We start from the raw sequence: 15302 nt of genomic DNA on the forward strand, positions 1-15302 counted from the left end.
GTGTGCTGAGGGCCTTACCCCAGCACGTCCGCGACCGGCGTGAAGGCATAGCCCAGTTCGCGCGCCACGGCCTCATACGTCACTTTGCCAGCATGGACGTTCAGCCCGTTCGCCAGATGCGGGTTGGCTTTCAGCGCCGCTTGCCAGCCCATGTCCGCGATGCGCAGGGCGTGGGGCAGGGTGACGTTGTTGAGCGCGTAAGTGCTGGTCCGGGCGACCGCGCCGGGCATGTTGGCGACACAGTAATGCACCACACCGTCCACCACATAGGTCGGGTCGGCATGAGTCGTGGCGCGGCTGGTTTCGAAGCAGCCGCCCTGATCGATCGCGACATCGACCAGCACCGCGCCCGGCTTCATGCATTTCAGCATGTCGCGCGTGACCAGCTTGGGGGCGGCGGCACCGGGGATCAGCACCGCGCCGATCACCAGTTCCGCCTCGCAGATCATCTGTTCGATGTTGGCGCGGTTGGAAAAGCGGGTCTTGGCCCGGCTTTCGAAGTGGGTGCCCAGCCGCTCCAGCACTTCGGGATCGCGGTCCAGAATGGTGACGTCCGCGCCAAGGCCAACGGCCATCTGCGCTGCGTTGAAGCCCACCACGCCGCCGCCGATCACCAGCACTCGGCCCGGCAGCACGCCCGGCACGCCGCCCAACAGCACCCCGCGCCCGCCGTGGGCCTTTTCCAGCGCGGTCGCCCCGGCCTGAATGCTCATCCGGCCTGCCACCTGGCTCATCGGCTTGAGCAGCGGCAGGGTGTTGCCGGGGCCAGTGACGGTTTCATAGGCAATGGCCGTGACGCCGGACTTCACCAGATCGGCGGTCTGCTCCGGATCGGGTGCGAGGTGGAGGTAGGTATACAGGATCTGCCCTTCGCGCAGCATCGCCCGTTCGGCGGCCTGCGGCTCCTTGACCTTCACGATCATTTCGCAGGCGGCAAAGACCTCTGCGGCAGCGTCCTTGATCAGGGCGCCGGCGGCGCGGTAATCGGCATCCGTCGCGCCGATCCCCTGCCCCGCGCCGGTTTCGACCCAGACTTCATGCCCATGCGCGGCCAGTTCCCGCGCGCTTTCCGGCGTCAGGCCAACGCGGTATTCGTGGTTCTTCACTTCCTTGACGGTGCCGACGCGCATCTAACGATCTCCCTTTCGGAATATCGTTACAACTGCAACCGGTTGGGTGCAAGCAGGTTAGAGCGGATTGCCGTCGCGATCACGGTAGATGTCGCGGCGGCCGACATGGTTGGCGGGGCCGACGAAGCCGTCCGCTTCCATCCGTTCGACCCACTTGGCCGCCGTGTTGTAGCCCACGCCCAGCTGGCGCTGGAGCCAGCTGGCCGAAGCCTTCTGGCTTTCGAACACGATCTGGCAGGCCTGCCGGTACTTGCGCTCCTCCGGGTTGTCGGAAGCCGTCGCGTCGAGATCGTCGAACCCGAAACCGCCGTCTTCCGGCTCCTCGGTGACGGAATCGACGTATTCCGGGCTGCCCTGGCCGCGCCAGAAATCGGCGATCCGTTCCACTTCCTCGTCCGAGACGAACGGGCCGTGGACGCGCTTCACCGGGTCGGTGTTGGGCTTGTAGAGCATGTCGCCCTTGCCCAGCAGCTGTTCCGCGCCCTGTTCACCCAGGATGGTGCGGCTGTCGATCCGGCTGGTCACGGCAAAGCTGATGCGGGTCGGCAGGTTGGCCTTGATCACGCCGGTGATGACGTCGACCGAGGGGCGCTGCGTCGCCATGATCAGGTGGATGCCCGCCGCGCGGCTTTTCTGGGACAGGCGCTGGATCAGCACTTCGATTTCCTTGCCGACCGTGACCATCAGGTCGGCCAGCTCGTCGACGATCACCACGATCTGCGGCAGCGGCTGGTAATCGAGCTGCTGTTCCTCGAACAGTTCCTCACCCGTGTCGGGATCGAACCCGATCTGGATGCGGCGGCCCAGCGGCTTGCCCTTGGCGGCGGCGGTACGGACCTTCTCGTTGAAACCGGCGAGGTTGCGGACCGACAGCTCGCTCATCATGCGATAGCGCCGCTCCATTTCCTCGACCGCCCATTTGAGTGCACGCACGGCCTTGGCCGGCTCGGTCACCACGGGGGAGAGGAGGTGCGGAATGTCGTCGTAGGACTTCAGTTCGAGCACCTTGGGGTCGACCAGGATCAGCCGGCACTGGGCCGGCGTCAGCCGATAGAGCAGCGAGAGCAGGATCGTGTTGAGGCCGACCGACTTGCCCGACCCGGTGGTCCCCGCGACCAGCAAGTGCGGCATCGTGGCAAGGTCTGCGACGACCGGCTCCCCGGCAATGTCCTTGCCCAGGATGATCGGCAGCATGCCCTTGGACCCGGCAAAGGCCTCACTCGCCACCATTTCCTTGAAGCTGACCATCTGGCGGTCGGCATTGGGCAGTTCGATGCCCATCACGGTGCGGCCCGGAATCGAGGACACGCGCGCGGAAATCGCGCTCATGTTGCGGGCGATGTCGTCGGCCAGCCCGATCACGCGGCTGGCCTTGATGCCGGGGGCGGGTTCCAGCTCGTACATGGTGACGACCGGGCCGGTGCGCACGGCGGTGATTTCACCCTTCACGTTGAAATCGTCGAGCACGGTTTCAAGCAGCCGCGCGTTGCGTTCCAGCGCCAGCTTGTCGATCTTCTGCTGCGAATTGGGTGGCGGATCGTGGAGCAGTTCCAGCCCCGGCAGCTCGAAGCTGTCAAACAGGTCACCCTGCCGCGCGGAGGCGGAGGTCAGCTGGGCGGGTTTGATCGCGCGGGTCGGGTCGGAGATTTCCGGCGCGCGGCGCGGGGTGTCGGACAGTTCCGGCGCGGGCGCTGTGCGTTCTTCGCGCGGCTTCTTCTCGCGCGCCACCGGGATGACGGCACCGACGGCGGCGGGCAGGGCAGGGCGCCGTTTCAGCACGGCGGGCAGGGTGAACAGGCTGCCCCAGTCCACCGCGAAGACCCGCCCGGCCAGCACGGCGCCGCCACCCAGGCACAGGATCGCGGCGGCGAGGATTGCCCAGCCGCGTGCGGCTTCGGGCAGGAACTGCGCCAGTGCGGTGATCGCGCTGGCACCCAGCAGCCCCGAAATCCCGCCAAGGCCGGCGGGAAGTGAGCCGCGCACCTGATCGAAACCCAGTGCGAGCACGGTCGCCAGCAGCGTCATGGCCAGCAGCAGCACGCCGATCGGGCGCCACCAGGCGTGGTCGGCATGGGGCAGGCCCTCGTCGTCTTCCTCGACCAGACGCCACAGCTTGCGCGAAAAGACATAGAGCAGCGGCAGGAACAGCGCCGATACCGGGCCGAACAGGAACAGTGCCCGTTCCGCCACCCAGGCCCCGGTTACGCCCATCCAGTTCGCCACGGTGCCGCCCGCCGCGGTCGACGCGCTGGGATCGGTCTGGTGATAGCTGATCATCGCCAGCGCGAGGAACACCATGCCTGCCAGCAGGAACAGCGCCCCCGCGATCTCCGCGCTGCGGCGCAGGCTGCGTTTCAGCGCCGCGCGCCAATCGACGCGCGCGCCGCGCTGTCCTGCCGAAACTGGCCGTGTTGCCATGATGCTCCCCTTCGCTGGACCGGCGTTATGCGCCTGAGGGCGACTCCGCGTCAAGAATCCTAGGGAATCTGGCGAGTCGCTTTACCGCAAAAGCCCATCGATGGCGGCCCAGCTGGGCCAGTCCAGCCGCTTGGCCGTGGCTGGACGCATCCCCCCAAGGGCAATCACCGGGCGATCCGCATGGCGCGCGAGCAGCCTGAACCGCAGCGGGCCTAGCACTTTCCCGCCTGGGTGGGAGCGGGTCGGGAACACGGGCGAGAGCAGCACCGCGTCGGCGCGGTTGGCCCTGCGCAGCTCGTTCAGCGAATGCGCGGTGGCGAGCCGCAGGGCAGCGGGGCCGCGCGCCAGCATTCCCGGCGAGCCATAGGCCCCGTCCGCGCCCCAGCGGCGGGCTTGCTGTGCGTTGCCGGACAGTACGACCGTGTGCCCGCGCGCCCGGGCGAGCCGGGCCAGTGCCGCGAACCGGGCGCGGCGCTGGGGCGCGGGCAAGTGATAGTGCCGGAAGACCAGCCCGCTGCCTCGCGGTAACCGGCGCAGGATACCCTCCAGCGCGGTATCGTTGCGCGCATCTGTCAGCAGCCAGATGCGGGGTAGGGGCCAGATGCAGGGTAAGGGGTAGCGCAGCGGCATCGGCCCGCTATAGCAGCGCGCCATGGAACAGGCACTCGAAGAAGTTCGCACCCGCATCGCCCACGCCGCCCGGATCGCCCGCCGCGACCCTGGCGAGGTCACGCTGATCGCGGTCAGCAAGACCCATCCGGCCGAGGCGATTGCCCGGCTGATCGCCGCCGGGCAGCGCGTCTTCGGCGAAAACCGGGTGCAGGAAACCGCCGAGAAGTGGCCTGCCTTGCGCGCCGCGCATCCCGATGTCGAATTGCACCTGGTCGGACAGCTGCAATCGAACAAGGCGGACGAGGCCGTGGCGCTGTTCGATTGCATCCATTCGGTTGACCGGCCCTCGCTCGTCACCGCGCTGGGCAAGGCGATGGCGAAGGCCGGGCGGCGGGTGCCTTGCTTCGTGCAGGTCAATATTGGTGCGGAAGAACAGAAGGGCGGCTGCGCGATCGCGGACCTGCCCGCGCTGCTGGAACAGGCCCGCGCCGCGGACCTGCCAGTGATCGGCCTGATGTGCGTGCCGCCCGCGGGGATCGAGGCGGCGCCGTTTTTCGCCCTGCTCGACAAGCTGGCCCGCGACCATGGTCTGGCCGGGCGCAGCATGGGGATGAGCGACGATTTCGAAACGGCGGTAATGCTGGGCGCGACCCACATCCGCGTCGGTTCCGCACTGTTTGGCGCGCGCGGGTAACGGCGGCTTCTTTCCGGTCAGCCCAACAAAAAAAGGGGCAGCTGGTTGCCCAGCCGCCCCATTCTTTTGCGCTACCGCAAGGATCAGAAGTCGTAACCGACTTCGATACCCAGCACGCGGCCCTTGTTGAGCGGCGAGAAGCTGCCAGCCTTCGGGTTGGCACCGAACGGCACGTCAACACCAGTCGACAGCGGACCACCGAAGATCGGGATCTGCGCTGCGGTACCCAGCTGGGTGTCGCCGCCATGCTGCACTTCGTCCAGCAGGTTCTTGGCATAGATCGACACGGTCAGGCCGCTGCCGTTCTTCCACGCCAGGTTGGCTTCCAGGTTGTCCGACGCCGTGATCCAGCCATAGTTGCTGTCGGTGTAGGCATAGCGATCGCGGTGCTGCCACGACAGGCGGCCGGTGACCGAACCTTCACCCACCGGGAAGTCGGCAATCACGCCGGCGCCGTACGTCCACTTGGGCGTGCGCGGCAGATCGAGGCTAAGGTCAGCCGCGTTCACCACGTTGTCGCCGGTCAGGTCGAACTTGACCGTCTTGTAGCGCGCGTTGACGTAGCCGACGTTCGCGGTGAACAGCAGGTTGCTGGTCGCGGCAAAGCGGACTTCGGCTTCGGCGCCTTCGATCTTGGCATCGGCGGTGTTGTAGATCGACTGCGAAACGCCCGAGGTCGAAGCCTGGTTGATTTCGCGCTGCATGTTGCCGACGTCGGTGCGGAACAGTGCCGCGTTCAGCGTCAGCTTGCGGTCGTCGGTCTGGAACTTCGCGCCGATTTCGTAGCTGTCGACCTGTTCCTCGTCGAAGGACAGGCCGCGGGTTGCCGCCACCAGTTCGAACGCGTTGGCGTTGGTCACGCGGAAGTTATAGCCGCCCGAGCGGAAGCCACGGGTCCAGTTGGCATAGACCTGCGCGCGGTTGCTGAACTTGTACTGCGCACCCAGCTTCGGGCTCCAGCTTTCCCAGGTCATCTTGTCAGAAAAGCCGTTGTTCTCGGTCGGGATGATCGGGTTCTTGCCGGTCTGCGGGCAGGTTGCATCGACAATCGAGCATGCGGGACGCGGGCGGATGTAGGTGATGTCCACATCCTTGGTTTCCTTCGACCAGCGCACGCCGGCGGTCAGGGTCAGCGCGTCGGTGACGTCGAAGTCACCCGAAGCGAACAGGCCCAGCACGTCGTGATCCTGCGCGCCGCCGCCATACTGGGTCAGCGGGCTGATGAACGTCGGATAGAACCGCAGTTCGTCATACCGCAGCTTCTGGGTGAACCAGAAGGCGCCGGTGGTCAGGTCAAGGGCCCCGAAGCGCTGGTTGAAGCGCAGTTCGTCAGAGAACTGCTCCTGCTTGAAGCGCGTGTTCGAGTGGAACAGGAACCGGGCGGTCGCGTCGATGTCACCGCCGGTCGAGGCGTCATAATTGCGCCAGCCGAAGATGTTGGTCAGCTTGCCGTCGCCGATCTCGATTTCGGTCTTGTGGCTGGCGAACAGGGTTTCGTTTTCATAGAAGCCCGCGTTGTCGATCGCGAAATCGAACGTGTCGCGCTTGTAGATCCCGTGGTTCTGGCCCGACGGGCCATCGCCCTTCGAGTGGAAGTATTCCAGCTTGCCGACCATGCGGATGGTTTCAGCCGGGCGGAATTCTAGCGCGCCGCGCACGATTTCCGTGCTGGCCTTGCCATGGTTCGAACCGTCGAACAGGTTCTTGAAGTAGCCGCCGTCGTTGTTGAAATAGGCGCCGAACTTGAAGTTCAGCTTGTCGGTCACGATCGGGCCGGACACCACGCCCGAAACCGAGAAGTTCGCGCCGCCGCGCCCACCGTCAACCGGGCCGTCCAGCGAAGCCTTGACCTTGCCGCGGAAATCCGGGGTCGGATCGCCGGTGTTGATGATCACCGCGCCGCCCGTGGTGTTGCGGCCGAACAGGATGCCCTGCGGACCACGCGCGATTTCGACCGAACCCAGGTCGAACATGTCGAACACCAGGCCGTTGTTCACGCCCATGTAGATGCCATCGACGAACACGCCGACGGTCGGGTCGATCGAGGGGATCGAGCTGTTCACGCCCAGGCCACGGATCGAGAAGTTGGCAGTCCCGCGCGAGGTGCCAACCTGATCAAGCGACACGTTCGGGGTGCTGTAGGACAGCGACTGAAGGTCGCGGACCTTGATCGCTTCCAGGCTGCCCTGGCTGAACGCGGTGATCGCGAGCGGAACGGCCTGGACGTTCTCCACGTCCTTCTTCTTGGTCGCGGTGACGACGATGTCGGCGGTCAGCGCGTCGATCGCGCTGCCTTCTTCTTCCTGCGCAAAGGCAGGGGTTGCGATCGCGGAGGCCAGCAGGCTGGCTCCGGCGAGCAGCAGCTTCGCCTGATAATTCATGGTCATATCAACTCCCTGAAAGACCCGTGCTTGTGTTTAGCGGGGCGCACTTAGGCGCTCGCTCTGCGTTTGCAACGGGCGATTGGAATAAAATTGCGCACCCGTTTTGGCGATTGCACGGCGCGCGGAGCTGCACAGCGGGAAATTTCGCTACGGAAAGCATACCTTTGGTGTGGCGGGCGCGGCAGCCTTCGTCCTTTGCCGCGCCAGGCTCAATTCACCGCATTTTGGCCGGAGCGTTGCAGGGATGTCGCACTTTTCAGTGGCTTGAAACCCGGGTTTCAGCTGGCCGACTGGCTGGCGTGACGGCTGAGTTCATCGCCGGTCAGCGTGACCACGTGCAGCAGGTTGGTCGAACCCGGCGTGCCGAACGGCACCCCGGCCAGCGTCACCAGCTTTGACCCTGCCACCCCGAACCCGTGGCGCAGCGCCATGCGCTTGCCCTTGGCGATCATTTCCTCGAAGCTGCCGATATCCTTCGTGGTCACCGCATGCGCCCCCCACAGCAGGGCGAGCCGCCGCGCGATCTTCTGCGACGGGGTCAGTACCAGCATCGGCGCGGCAGGGCGTTCGCGTGCCACGCGGCGGGCGGTCGAGCCTGATCCGGTGAACACGATCACGCCCGAAATTGCCACCGTCTGGATGATCGAGGCACAGGCCTGGGCCAGCGCGTCGGCGGTGGTGTGGTCGGGCAGCACTTCGGCAAAGCTGACCTGCTGGCGATAGCCGGGGTCGCGTTCCACCTGGCTGGCGATCCGGTCCATGATCGTCACGGCCTCCACCGGCCAGGCCCCGCTGGCGGTTTCGGCCGATAGCATCACCGCGTCCGCACCGTCATAGACCGCGTTTGCCACGTCCGACACTTCGGCGCGCGTCGGGGCGGGGCTTTCGATCATCGATTCCAGCATCTGCGTGGCAACGACCACCGGCTTGCCGGAGCGGCGCGTGGCGGCGACGATCATCTTCTGCAGCGGCGGCACTTCCTCGGGGTTCAGTTCCACCCCCAGATCGCCGCGCGCCACCATGATCGCGTCCGCCAGTTCGATGATCTCGTCCAGCCGGTCAATCGCGGCCGGCTTTTCGATCTTGGCCATCAGCGCGCCATATCCGCCCATCAGGCGGCGGGCCTCGGCGACATCCTCGGGCCGCTGCACGAACGACAGTGCGATCCAGTCCGCCCCGTGCTGCACGGCGAAGGCCAGGTCGCGGCGGTCCTTTTCGGTCAGCGCGGGTACGGGCACCACCGCATCGGGCACGTTCACGCCCTTGCGGTCGGAAATGACCCCGCCGACTTCGGCCGAGCACAGGATCGCGTCCTCGCTCGCCCGGATCACTTTCAGACGCAGCTTGCCATCGTCGATCAGCAGGCGCTGCCCCTTTTCCAGCACGCCGAACAACTCCGGATGCGGCAGGCAGACGCGGGTTTCGTCACCGGGGGCGGGATTGCGGTCCAGCGTGAAGTGGCTGCCGTGGCGGATCACCGCCTTGCCGCCGGCGAACTGGCCGACGCGCAGCTTCGGGCCCTGCAAATCACACAGGATGCCGACGGGGCGACCGATTGCCTTTTCCACCGCACGGATCGCGGCGATCGTTTCGGCGTGGGTTTCGTGATCGCCGTGGCTCATGTTCACGCGAAACGCATCGGCGCCGGCGCGCAGCAGCTTTTCGATCATTTCGGGCGAGCGGCTGGCCGGGCCGAGCGTGGCGAGGATCTTGACCTTGCGTCCGCGGGTCATCGCGCCTTTTGGTGCCGCGCCGTGCTGATCGATCTTGGCCACTGTGCTTCCCTTCCGTTATCGCCTGCCCCTATGGCAAAGCGCGCCTGAAAACCCAAGGACCTACCCCATGAGCTGTTCCGAAAATACGAATGCGGCCCCCGGCGATCCCCTGGATACGCTGGAAGATGCCGTCGCTGCCGCTGCGTTCCGCCGACTGGTGCGGCATTTGCGCCACCGCCACGATGCCCAGAACATTGACCTGATGGGCCTGTCCGGCTTTTGCCGCAACTGCCTGGCCGACTGGATCGTCGAGGCCGGCGCGCCTTATGACAAGGCCGGCGCGCGGGCGGTGATCCACGGGATGCCCTTTGCGGAATGGAAAGAGCGCTTCCAGACCGAGGCGACAGCGGAGCAGCTGGCCCGCATGGAAGCCAGCCTCAAGCTGAACGATCACTGACGCCGGATTTCCACAGCCGCCGCTTTGCCCGAAGCCCTGCCGCTCGCTAGAGGGCGTGCAACCGATTCACCCGCTGATTATATCCGGAGAAGTTCCCGATGGCCGAAAATACCGACGACCGCCTGCGCCTGCTGATCGAACGCGTCGAGCGTCTGGAAGAAGAAAAGAAGGGCATCCAGGACGACATCAAGGACGTCTATGGCGAAGCCAAGGCCGTGGGTTACGACGCCAAGATCATGCGCCAGATTGTCCGCCTGCGGAAGATGAAGCCTGATGATCGCCGCGAAATGGACATGATCCTGGACACCTACAAGGCTGCGCTCGGCCTTGACTGAGTTGTTCCTGCGAAATTCGCGATAGAGCGATTTCGGGCCGAAACCGTAACAGCCGAAACGCGGTTCTGGATATGACACCAGTCCGCCCGGACCGAATTTCTTGGTAATCGGGGGAGCGCATCCTATCTTGTTGGTCTGAGCCACTTTCAGGAGGAGCCGCTCCCCATGATTTCCACTACTACCAATTCGATCGAGGGCCTGCCGGTCCAGAAGTATTACGGCATCGTCACCGGCGAAGTGATCGTCGGCGCGAACATCTTCCGCGACCTGTTCGCCAGCGTGCGCGACATCGTTGGCGGGCGTTCGGGGAGTTATGAGGACGTGCTGGCCCGCGCCCGCAAGCAGGCGCTGGAGGAAATGGAAGCCCAGGCTGCCGCACTTGGCGGCAATGCCGTGATCGGCGTGGACATCGATTACGAAGTGCTCGGCTCCAACGGGTCGATGCTGATGGTCAGCTGTTCGGGCACTGCCGTGGTTGTCTGATCGCCTCTAACCGGCTAGGGGCGGGCCAAATCCACCCCTAGCTGACGGCGTTCCCATGGCAGGCCATTCCAAATTCAAGAATATCATGCACCGCAAGGGTGCGCAGGATAAGAAGCGCTCGGCGCAGTTTTCCAAGCTGTCCCGCGAAATCACCGTGGCCGCCAAGATGGGCATGCCCGATCCTGACATGAACCCGCGCCTGCGCGCCGCCGTGAACGCGGCCAAGGCCCAGTCGATGCCCAAGGACAACATCCAGCGCGCCATCGAAAAGGCGAGCAAGGGCGACGCGGAAAACTATGAAGAAGTGCGCTATGAAGGCTATGGCCCCGGCGGCGTGGCGCTCATCGTCGAGGCGCTGACTGACAACCGCAACCGCACCGCTACCAACGTACGCACCGCCTTCGCCAAGAACGGCGGCAACCTTGGCGCGTCGGGCGCGGTCAGCCACGGCTTCGAACGCCTCGGCCTGATCGAGTACGCCGGCAGCGTGGGCGACGAGGACAAGGTTCTTGAAGCCGCGATCGAAGCCGGCGCGGACGACGTGGAAAGCGACGCCGACAGCCACGCGATCTGGGTCGCGGTGGAAAACCTCCACCCGGTCGCGCGCGAGCTGGAAAAGGTGCTGGGCGAAGCGGAAGGCGTGAAGCTGGCATGGAAGCCCAGCCTGAAGGTCGATGTGGACGAAGACACCGCCAAGACCTTGCTCAAGCTGATCGACGTGCTGGACGACGATGACGACGTTCAGACCGTGTGGGGCAACTACGAAATCTCCGACGCGGTAATGGAGAAGCTGGGCTGACATGTTCCAGCTGATCGCCAAGGCACTGCTTTCGGGGGTGCTGATCGTCGCGATCGCGGAAATCGGCAAGCGTCTGCCCACGCTCGGTGCCTTGGTGGCGTCGCTGCCGCTAGTGTCGGTACTGGGCATGATGCTGCTGTGGCACCAGCGCCCCGATGCCGAGAACATGGCCGTTCATGCCGAGGCGACGTTCTGGTACGTCCTGCCCTCGCTGCCGATGTTCCTGCTGATCCCGGCGATGCTGCGCGGGGGCTTCGGCTTCTGGTCGGCACTGGCGGTTGGCTGCGTGCTGACCATCGTGCTCTACTTGCTGATGATGCAGGTCGGCCCGCGCCTCGGCCTGCGGCTGTGACATGTTGATCATCGGTCTGGACCCGTCGCTGACCTGCACCGGCTGGGGGATTGTCGCCAAGTCGGGCAACCGGCTGACCCACATCGCCAATGGGCAGGTCAAGACCGATGCCGCTATGGCCTTGCCCGACCGTCTGGTCACGCTCGACCGCGAGCTGACCGACGTGATCCTGCGCTATCGCCCGGATACCAGCGCGGTCGAGGAAGTGTTCGTCAACAAGAACCCGCAGTCGACGCTGAAGCTGGGGCAGGCGCGCGGGGTGTGCCTGCTCACCCTGGCGCGCGCGGGTCTGCCGGTGGCGGAATATGCCACGCGGCTGATCAAGAAGGCCGTGGTCGGCACCGGCGCGGCGGAAAAGGCGCAAGTTCAGGCAATGCTGAAAGTTTTGCTGCCGGGGGTGAAACTGGCCGGGGCCGACGCGGCGGACGCGCTGGCGGTCGCCATTACCCACGCACACATGGTGCGCTAAAGGTCTTCGCGTTCCAGCGCGGATTGATAGGACCACTGCGGCGCGGGCGTGCACGCGCCCTGCCGGACATAGAGGCAGGCCTTGACCGGCCCGTTGCTCTCGCACTTTACCTGCACGTAATCGCCCGCGCCGACCGGGCGATCCTCGAACACCAGGGTATTGGCTGCCGCGGCCAGATCGCGGGGCAGCCGCTCTCCGCGCGCAACCACGCCTTCGGGCGCGATGTAGAGCGGGGCCTGTCGCGGCAGCAGCGCGGGCACCAGATGCGCGCGCCACTGGTCGGGCAGGGCGATGCCGCAGGCCGATCCGGCGCGGACATGATCCTGCACCACGCGCGGGATCGGCCCGCCGCCGCGCATCGCGCCGGCACCGCCGGACATCTGCTCCGCCGTCACTGACAGCACGATCCAGCCCGCGCCCAGCAGCACCAGCTGCGCCGGTCCAACCTTCGTGCCGCGCGCGGCGCGCAGCCGTTCCAGCAGGCCGACGCTGCCGATGGCCGCCATGACCAGCAGCAGGAAGGTGGACAGCCAGATGAAGCGGTATTCCTTGTGCGTGATCAGGCTGTGGAACACGATGTTCGCCGCCAGCGCCCACAGCACGGGGCGATAGCGCGCGGGCACCGCCAGCGCCGCCGCCACGATCAGCGGCGCGCCGGGGCCCAGGTGGACCGCCAGCCAGGTGAAGTAATCGAACGGCCCGTTCTCGCCGAACCGCGCGGCGCGGCTTTCGCCGATGTTGTAGTTGAAATTGACCCAGACCCATTCGAACGGCCAGCGCCCCATCGCCAGATCGCTGAGGCCTCCGATCACGGCTGCGCCCAGCCCGCCCAGCACCAGCTGGCCCCACGCCTTCCAGTCGGTCCGCAAGGTCAGCAGCGCCACCACCGCCGCGAACGGCGCGAACTGCAACCGCACCACCACGCCCAGCCCCAGCAGCAGCCCCGCCCAGCGCAGCGCGCCCGCGCGGCGCTCGTCTGCCAGCAGCAGCGGCAACGCGCAGGCGATCAGCCCGGTTGCCAGCACTTCGGACAGCAGCAGCGTGGAAAACAGCACGCTTTCATACCACACCGCCGCGACCAGCAGCGCGATCAGCGCCTGCGCCCGGCCGGTCAGCGCGCCCAGCTTCCATGCGGCGGGGAGCGCGAGCAGGGTGAGCAGCACAAAGCTCCACCGCGCCAGCAGCATCGCCCCCAGCGTGCCGGGCGCGAACCGCTCACCCAGCAACCACGGCACGCTCAGGATCTGCGCAATGCCCCCGTTGCGCGCGCCATAGCGGTATTCCCACGGCACGATGCCCTGCCCGGTGGCGAGCCGCTTGGCCTGTTCCAGGTATTGCATCAATTCATCGGCGTGGCTGATGTCGAACGGCGAAAATGCCCGCCAGCGCAGCACCAGCGCGGCCAGCACCACGGCGGTGATGGCCAGTATCCAGCCGCGCGACGATCCGGTTTGCCCCTGCATCGTCAAGGGCATAGCCGGGCGGGGGCACCCTGTCACCGCCGCTCGCACGCGCGCACCTTTTCCCTTCCCCGCGATTTCACCCTGTGCAATAGAACAAAGCATGATCGCAAAGCTGACAGGCCTGCTGGATGATTTCGGCCCCGACTGGGCAGTGATCGACGTGAACGGGGTGGGCTACCTCGTCCACTGCTCGGTCAAGACGCTCGCCGCGCTGGGCGTGCGGGGGGACCGGGTGACGCTCCACACCGAATTGCAGGTGTCGGAAAACGACATGCGCCTGATCGGCTTTGGCAGCGCGGGCGAGCGTGAATGGTTCCGGCTGCTGACCGGGGTGCAGGGCGTGGGCAGCAAGATGGCGCTGGCCGTCCTCTCCGCGCTCAGTACCGAGGAACTGCAACGCGCCTGCGCGGGTGGCGACGTCGCGATGGTATCCCGCGCGCAAGGCGTGGGGACCAAGATCGCCACCCGCATCGTCAACGAATTGAAGGACAAGGCCGGCGGCCTGCCCACCATCCCCGGCGCCCCCGGCGTGGCCGCCGCCCCCGCCGGATCGGCCAGCGCGGACGCGGTTTCGGCGCTGCAAAACCTCGGCTTCAAGCCCAACGTCGCGACGGATGCAGTTGCGCGGGCGCTCGACGAACTGGGCGACGGGGCGGGGTTGAATGACCTGGTGCGTGTGGCGCTGAAGCGGGTGGCGGGATGACCGATAACCCCCTCCTTTCCGCGCATCGCCAGATCGAGGACGCTGACGCGGCGCTGCGGCCCAAGACGCTGGCCGAGTTTGTCGGGCAGGCGGCGGCGAAGGATAACCTCAGGGTGTTCATCGAAAGCGCGAAATCGCGCGGTGAGGCGATGGACCATGTGCTGTTCTTTGGTCCGCCGGGGCTGGGCAAGACCACGCTGGCGCAGATCGTCGCGCGCGAGCTGGGGGTGGGGTTCCGGGCGACGTCCGGCCCGGTGATCGCCAAGTCGGGCGATCTGGCTGCGCTGCTCACCAATCTGGAAGCGGGCGACGTCCTGTTCATCGACGAGATTCACCGGATGAGCCCGGTGGTCGAAGAAGTGCTCTATCCCGCGATGGAGGACCGCGCGCTCGACCTGATGATCGGGGAAGGGCCTTCGGCACGCTCGGTGCGGATCGATCTGCCGCCCTTCACGCTGGTCGGCGCGACGACACGGCAGGGCCTGCTGACCACACCGCTGCGCGACCGGTTCGGCATTCCGGTGCGGCTGAACTTCTACACCGAGCCGGAACTGGAACGCGTGGTGACGCGCGGGGCGGGGCTGCTGGGGATCGGGATCGACGCGGACGGCGCGCGGGAAATTGCCCGGCGCGCGCGCGGCACGCCGCGCGTGGCGGGGCGGCTGCTGCGGCGGGTGCGCGACTTTGCCCATGTTGCCGGCAATGGGGTGATTACGCGCGCCATTGCCGATGATGCGCTGACCCGGCTGGAAGTGGACGGGCTGGGGCTGGACGCGCAGGACCGGCGTTACCTGCACATGATCGCGGATATCTACAAAGGCGGGCCGGTGGGCGTGGAAACGCTGGCGGCCGGCCTGTCCGAACCGCGCGACACGATCGAGGAAGTGGTCGAACCCTACCTCATCCAGCTGGGCCTGATCGCCCGCACCGCGCGCGGGCGCTGCCTGAACGACCGGGGCTGGCAGCACCTGGGAATTGCCCCGCCGGGTGGCGGTGTGGGCGGCCAGATCGGGGGGCTATTCGATTCGCCGTAAACGGGTGAAGGTTAACGGATTTTCGCCTCCGGCAGTCGCACTTGCGCATAATTCGGTTTCAGAATGAGACACTTGTCTGCGGCGGCGTGGTTAATTCGCCGGAATCCCGCGCCGGGACAGCGGAATCAAGGTTAACAGCGTTGAGGCTTTAACCTTCCTTTTGTGGATGCCGCTCGGTTTGCAAGGATTTTCTGAACTTATGAACGCGTGATCGAGTGCGGTCTTTTGTCCGGCCTTTTGTTGCGCACTTTTTG

15 protein-coding genes are annotated in these 15302 nt (G+C 66.1%); 9 read left to right on the plus strand and 6 right to left on the minus strand.

Annotated features, from left to right (window positions below; genetic code table 11):
- Positions 1-14 precede the first annotated feature (14 nt).
- The 3 genes from ald to IE113_RS03135 all read right to left on the minus strand — a co-directional run bounded on the left by ald (position 15) and on the right by IE113_RS03135 (position 4178).
- Positions 15-1130 (minus strand): alanine dehydrogenase, encoded by a 1116-nt coding sequence (ald, locus tag IE113_RS03125; protein ID WP_189538916.1) that lies wholly within the window; start codon positions 1128-1130, stop codon positions 15-17.
- Positions 1131-1187: 57 nt separating this feature from the next.
- Complete coding sequence (locus IE113_RS03130; RefSeq protein ID WP_189538917.1) at positions 1188-3548, minus strand: FtsK/SpoIIIE family DNA translocase; 2361 nt, start codon at positions 3546-3548, stop codon at positions 1188-1190.
- A gap of 81 nt (positions 3549-3629) precedes the next feature.
- Positions 3630-4178, minus strand: coding sequence for a thiamine phosphate synthase (locus IE113_RS03135; RefSeq protein ID WP_229822115.1), 549 nt, complete (start codon positions 4176-4178; stop codon positions 3630-3632).
- A gap of 22 nt (positions 4179-4200) precedes the next feature.
- Here IE113_RS03135 and IE113_RS03140 point away from each other — a divergent pair, with 22 nt between their 5' ends.
- Positions 4201-4854, plus strand: a complete 654-nt coding sequence (locus IE113_RS03140) for a YggS family pyridoxal phosphate-dependent enzyme (protein ID WP_189538919.1) — start codon at positions 4201-4203, stop codon at positions 4852-4854.
- A gap of 83 nt (positions 4855-4937) precedes the next feature.
- Here IE113_RS03140 and IE113_RS03145 read toward each other — a convergent pair whose 3' ends face one another.
- Both IE113_RS03145 and pyk read right to left on the minus strand, forming a co-directional pair.
- Positions 4938-7241 (minus strand): TonB-dependent receptor, encoded by a 2304-nt coding sequence (locus IE113_RS03145; protein ID WP_189538920.1) that lies wholly within the window; start codon positions 7239-7241, stop codon positions 4938-4940.
- 275 nt (positions 7242-7516) lie between these two features.
- A complete protein-coding gene (gene pyk / locus IE113_RS03150) occupies positions 7517-8971 on the minus strand; it encodes a pyruvate kinase (RefSeq protein WP_189538992.1) in 1455 nt (484 codons plus the stop codon).
- Positions 8972-9080: 109 nt separating this feature from the next.
- On the opposite strand from pyk, the gene IE113_RS03155 reads away from it, so the two are divergent.
- From IE113_RS03155 to ruvC, 6 genes are all read left to right on the plus strand, one after another.
- Positions 9081-9410: a DUF1244 domain-containing protein gene (locus IE113_RS03155; RefSeq protein ID WP_189538921.1), complete on the plus strand. Its 330-nt coding sequence runs from the start codon at positions 9081-9083 to the stop codon at positions 9408-9410.
- A 98-nt stretch (positions 9411-9508) separates the two neighbouring features.
- Positions 9509-9745, plus strand: a complete 237-nt coding sequence (locus IE113_RS03160) for a DUF2312 domain-containing protein (RefSeq protein WP_189538922.1) — start codon at positions 9509-9511, stop codon at positions 9743-9745.
- Between the two features lie 165 nt (positions 9746-9910).
- A complete protein-coding gene (locus IE113_RS03165; protein ID WP_189538923.1) occupies positions 9911-10228 on the plus strand; it encodes a heavy metal-binding domain-containing protein in 318 nt (105 codons plus the stop codon).
- 55 nt (positions 10229-10283) lie between these two features.
- On the plus strand, positions 10284-11027 hold the full coding sequence (locus tag IE113_RS03170) for a YebC/PmpR family DNA-binding transcriptional regulator (RefSeq protein WP_189538924.1): 744 nt from the start codon (positions 10284-10286) through the stop codon (positions 11025-11027).
- Position 11028: 1 nt separating this feature from the next.
- Positions 11029-11379: a DUF3147 family protein gene (locus IE113_RS03175; RefSeq protein WP_189538925.1), complete on the plus strand. Its 351-nt coding sequence runs from the start codon at positions 11029-11031 to the stop codon at positions 11377-11379.
- A gap of 1 nt (position 11380) precedes the next feature.
- Positions 11381-11848, plus strand: coding sequence for a crossover junction endodeoxyribonuclease RuvC (ruvC, locus tag IE113_RS03180; RefSeq protein ID WP_189538926.1), 468 nt, complete (start codon positions 11381-11383; stop codon positions 11846-11848).
- On the opposite strand, the gene IE113_RS03185 is transcribed toward ruvC, so the two are convergent.
- Entirely contained in the window at positions 11845-13311 is a 1467-nt protein-coding gene (locus IE113_RS03185) for a glycosyltransferase family protein (RefSeq protein WP_189538927.1), read from the minus strand. The genes ruvC and IE113_RS03185 overlap by 4 nt on opposite strands.
- A 100-nt stretch (positions 13312-13411) precedes the next feature.
- Here IE113_RS03185 and ruvA point away from each other — a divergent pair, with 100 nt between their 5' ends.
- Positions 13412-14014, plus strand: a complete 603-nt coding sequence (gene ruvA / locus IE113_RS03190; RefSeq protein ID WP_189538928.1) for a Holliday junction branch migration protein RuvA — start codon at positions 13412-13414, stop codon at positions 14012-14014.
- Positions 14011-15048, plus strand: coding sequence for a Holliday junction branch migration DNA helicase RuvB (gene ruvB / locus IE113_RS03195; protein WP_189538929.1), 1038 nt, complete (start codon positions 14011-14013; stop codon positions 15046-15048). Before ruvA ends, ruvB begins: the two co-directional genes overlap by 4 nt.
- The last annotated feature ends 254 nt before the right edge of the window (positions 15049-15302 follow it).

This window comes from Novosphingobium arvoryzae (assembly GCF_014652615.1).
GTDB lineage: Bacteria > Pseudomonadota > Alphaproteobacteria > Sphingomonadales > Sphingomonadaceae > Novosphingobium > Novosphingobium arvoryzae.

What these genes read in the sequence shown, in the direction of transcription:
- IE113_RS03145 (WP_189538920.1), bottom strand. Translation starts at nt 7,241, where the DNA reads ATGACCATGAATTATCAGGCGAAGCTGCTGCTCGCCGGAGCCAGCCTG.
- IE113_RS03140 (WP_189538919.1), top strand. Translation starts at nt 4,201, where the DNA reads ATGGAACAGGCACTCGAAGAAGTTCGCACCCGCATCGCCCACGCCGCC.
- pyk (WP_189538992.1), bottom strand. Translation starts at nt 8,971, where the DNA reads ATGACCCGCGGACGCAAGGTCAAGATCCTCGCCACGCTCGGCCCGGCC.
- IE113_RS03160 (WP_189538922.1), top strand. Translation starts at nt 9,509, where the DNA reads ATGGCCGAAAATACCGACGACCGCCTGCGCCTGCTGATCGAACGCGTC.
- ruvB (WP_189538929.1), top strand. Translation starts at nt 14,011, where the DNA reads ATGACCGATAACCCCCTCCTTTCCGCGCATCGCCAGATCGAGGACGCT.
- IE113_RS03130 (WP_189538917.1), bottom strand. Translation starts at nt 3,548, where the DNA reads ATGGCAACACGGCCAGTTTCGGCAGGACAGCGCGGCGCGCGCGTCGAT.
- IE113_RS03175 (WP_189538925.1), top strand. Translation starts at nt 11,029, where the DNA reads ATGTTCCAGCTGATCGCCAAGGCACTGCTTTCGGGGGTGCTGATCGTC.
- IE113_RS03185 (WP_189538927.1), bottom strand. Translation starts at nt 13,311, where the DNA reads ATGCAGGGGCAAACCGGATCGTCGCGCGGCTGGATACTGGCCATCACC.
- ruvC (WP_189538926.1), top strand. Translation starts at nt 11,381, where the DNA reads ATGTTGATCATCGGTCTGGACCCGTCGCTGACCTGCACCGGCTGGGGG.
- IE113_RS03135 (WP_229822115.1), bottom strand. Translation starts at nt 4,178, where the DNA reads ATGCCGCTGCGCTACCCCTTACCCTGCATCTGGCCCCTACCCCGCATC.
- ald (WP_189538916.1), bottom strand. Translation starts at nt 1,130, where the DNA reads ATGCGCGTCGGCACCGTCAAGGAAGTGAAGAACCACGAATACCGCGTT.
- ruvA (WP_189538928.1), top strand. Translation starts at nt 13,412, where the DNA reads ATGATCGCAAAGCTGACAGGCCTGCTGGATGATTTCGGCCCCGACTGG.
- IE113_RS03155 (WP_189538921.1), top strand. Translation starts at nt 9,081, where the DNA reads ATGAGCTGTTCCGAAAATACGAATGCGGCCCCCGGCGATCCCCTGGAT.
- IE113_RS03165 (WP_189538923.1), top strand. Translation starts at nt 9,911, where the DNA reads ATGATTTCCACTACTACCAATTCGATCGAGGGCCTGCCGGTCCAGAAG.
- IE113_RS03170 (WP_189538924.1), top strand. Translation starts at nt 10,284, where the DNA reads ATGGCAGGCCATTCCAAATTCAAGAATATCATGCACCGCAAGGGTGCG.